The organism is Intrasporangium chromatireducens Q5-1 (genome assembly GCF_000576575.1).
Taxonomy (GTDB): Bacteria; Actinomycetota; Actinomycetes; order Actinomycetales; family Dermatophilaceae; genus Intrasporangium_A; species Intrasporangium_A chromatireducens.
Genome location: NZ_AWQS01000348.1, coordinates 1 through 3074, shown reverse-complemented (window position 1 = coordinate 3074; position 3074 = coordinate 1). Strand labels below are relative to the sequence as shown.

At 74.1% G+C, this 3074-nt stretch carries 2 protein-coding genes; both read right to left on the bottom strand.

What is annotated here, in order from left to right; translation table 11 throughout:
- Nucleotides 1–2399 (bottom strand): ATP-binding cassette domain-containing protein (locus N864_RS26175; protein WP_051518886.1); only part of this gene is annotated, 2399 nt, incomplete at its 3' end.
- 58 nt (nucleotides 2400–2457) lie between these two features.
- A complete protein-coding gene (locus N864_RS20770) occupies nucleotides 2458–3069 on the bottom strand; it encodes an ECF transporter S component (RefSeq protein WP_051518885.1) in 612 nt (203 codons plus the stop codon).
- Nucleotides 3070–3074: the final 5 nt, after the last annotated feature.

Here is a 3074-nt window from a genome sequence, read left to right as displayed (position 1 = left end):
ACCGCCAGCCCGTCCGCGAGCCGCCACGGCGCCGCCCCCGCCCAGGTGCGACGGTGCGCCCCCGCGAAGCCGCGTGCGTCCATGGCGAGGGCGAGGACGGCAGCCTGTCCGAGCGCCCCGACGAGCAGGCTAACGGTGACCACGCCGGCCTCCCGCAGCCGCGCCACCGGGCCACGGTCGGCGCGGATACCCCGCACCCGCCGGGTCGTCATCAGCTCTGCCCAGAGCACGTCGAAGGCCTGCACCCGCTGCAGCGCAGCCGTCGCCGCGACCACCGCGCGTGCCGGCAGGTGGAGGCGCTGCGCCAGGTGGTCCCCGAGCCGCTCCGGATCGAGATGGCCGACGACGAAGGCCGACGGCACGACGAGGCAGGTCACGCGCAGCGCCGCCCCGGTCGCGACCTCGAGGTCCCGGCCGCCGAGGAGCCACGCCGACCAGCCCACCCCGAGGACTGCGAGCAGGGCCGGGGTGAGGCGACGCAGCACCCCGGCGACACGCCCGGTGGGGGCCCGACCCCGTCCGGGTGCCAGCAGCCCGAGGAGCCCGAGCAGCACCTCGACGGAGAGGACCGCGAGCCCCTGCCGCCAGTTCTCGAGGAGGGCCGGCAGCACGAGGACCGAGAGGGCGGCCAGGAGCAGTCCCAGCGGCCCGACGCGCGACAGGAGGGTATGCCGCTCAGCCTCCTCCCGCTCCCCACCTGGTTCGAGGTAATCCGCGGGCGCGTTCGACCGGCGATTACCTCGAACCGACGGAGAGTCACCTGGTTCGAGGTAATCCGCGGGCGCATTCGACCGGCGATTACCTCGAACCGACGGAAGGGGGTGCGCCCCGGGGGCCGCGATGGGGACGACTCGCGCGGCACGGTTGATCACGCCGGAGTCGTGGGTCGTCACCAGGACCCCGGCTCCCTCCCGTTCGGCGGTGGCGAGCACCCCCATGACGGCCGACCAGGTGAGCCGGTCCTGGCCCACGGTCGGCTCGTCGGCGAGGACGAGGGCCGGGCCGTGGGCGACTGCGGCTGCGACGGCGAGCCGGCGTTGCTCGCCACCCGAGAGGTTGCGTGGATCGGCGTCGGCGAGGTGTGCGAGGCCGAGCGCCTCGAGCAGCACTTCCGCCCGCTTCCGGGCGGCGCCCGGGTCGAGGCCGATCGCCCGTGGGGTCGTCAGCACCTCGTCGAGCACGGTGTGACCGACCAGGGCGGTGGCGGCGCGTTGCGGGACCCACGCGACGACCCGGGCGAGCTCCTTGGAGGGCCACTGGTCCAGTCCCGATCGAGAGTGCACGTTCCCCGATCGAGAGTGCGCGTTCCCCGATCGAGAGGGCAGCAGTCGCTCGTCGACCCTGACCTGTCCCCTCGTGGGCGGCACGAGACCACCGGTCACGCTCATCAGCGAGGACTTGCCGGAACCGCTCGGCCCGACCAGGGCCACGGTCTCCCCGGCGGCGACCTCCAGGCTCCGGTCCCGGACGGCGACGGTCACCCGCGAGCGTTCGCCCAGCCGCCGGCTCCGGTGCTCGACCGTCACGTCCTCGGCGCACACCACCGGCTCTCCCTCGGGCACCACTCCCGCAGTTCCTCCCGAAGCAGGCAGGTCGATGCGGAGCGGCTCCGGATCCGGCACGCCGGGAACCCAGATGCCTTGCGCTGCAAGCCCTTCCCCGCGCTCCTTCAGCACCGGCCGCGGGTCGCCGTCAGCCACGACAGTCCCCGCCCCGTCGAGGACGACGAGCCGGTCGACCTGGTCGAGCCACCCCTCGAGCCGATGCTCGACGACCACGACGGTGAGGTTGTGTCGCCGCGCCACCCGGTCGACGACGTCGCGCACGGTCGCGGCGGTCTCGGGGTCGAGCATCGCGGTCGGCTCGTCGAGCAGCAGGACCCGCGGCTCCATGACGAGAGCGCCGGCGAGGGCGAGCCGTTGCGACTCCCCGCCGCTCAGCGTCGCGGGCGAGCTGTCCTGCGCCATGGTCAGGCCCACCTCGGCGAGCGCCGCGCGGACTCGGACCGGCATCTCATCCCGAGGCACCGCGACGTTCTCGAGGCCGAACGCGACGTCCCGCCCGATCGTCGAGGCGACCACACCGGCGCCCGGGTCCTGCAGGACGAGGCCCACGGCACCGGCCCGGTCCTGGGGGGCAGCACCGTCGACGGTGACCGTCCCCGCGAGCTCTCCCGAGTCGGCCGTGAGCAGCAGGCCGGCGATCGCCCGCAACAGGGTCGACTTGCCGGACCCGGACGGGCCGGCGACCAGCACCCGCTCACCGGGAGCGATCGCCAGGTCGAAGCGGTCGAGGACCGGACGCGACCGACCGTACGGCCGCCACGTCAGACCCCGCACCTCGACCCGCCCGGCCTCGGCTCCGCCCCTTCCCGGAGTCGATGTGGTGCCGCGCCCCATCCGGCGCGGGAACACATCGACTGCGGGGGGCGGGACCGAGGGGCGCCCCGACTCCACGTCAGACCGCCTGCCGCTCCCGGACCTCCTGTCCCGGCGGGAACGGGTTCAACGCCCCGGCGTTGGCGAGCAACCTGGTCAGCCCGACGGACAGGAGCGAGCCGAAGACGGCGACGCTCGCGCCGAAGAGGACCAGGTAGGCGATCTTGTACCCCCAGGCCCAGTCGGTCCAGTACGAGTACCACTCGTAGACCGCCTCGAAGGCCCCGCCGAGGAACCCGCCGAGCAGCAGCGGCCCCCAGCGGAACGAGGCGTAGGCGAAGGCGGCGAAGCCGAGCTCGACGCCCAGGCCCTGGACGAACCCGGACACGAGCGTCGTCAGCCCCCACTGGGTGCCGATGAGGGCGGAGACGACGGCGGCGAGCAGCTCGGTGAAGACGGCCGCGCCCGGACGGCGGATGACGAGGATGCCGACGATCCCGGCGACGAGCCAGGGCCAGGCGAAGAGCGCCGCGAGGGGCGGGAAGCCGGCCGAGACCGCCTTCGACGGCGCCTCGTAGGCCAGCCCCCAGCCCCAGTAGGCGACACCGAACGCGACGCCGAGGAAGGCGCAGGTGAGCAGGTCGATGGTCCGCCAGCGCGTGAGCGGGGCGGACGCAGTGATGTCCTTCATGGTGT

Bases quoted from the DNA above. Each gene is read 5' to 3' on its own strand.
- N864_RS20770 (WP_051518885.1), bottom strand. From the start codon at position 3,069: ATGAAGGACATCACTGCGTCCGCCCCGCTCACGCGCTGGCGGACCATC.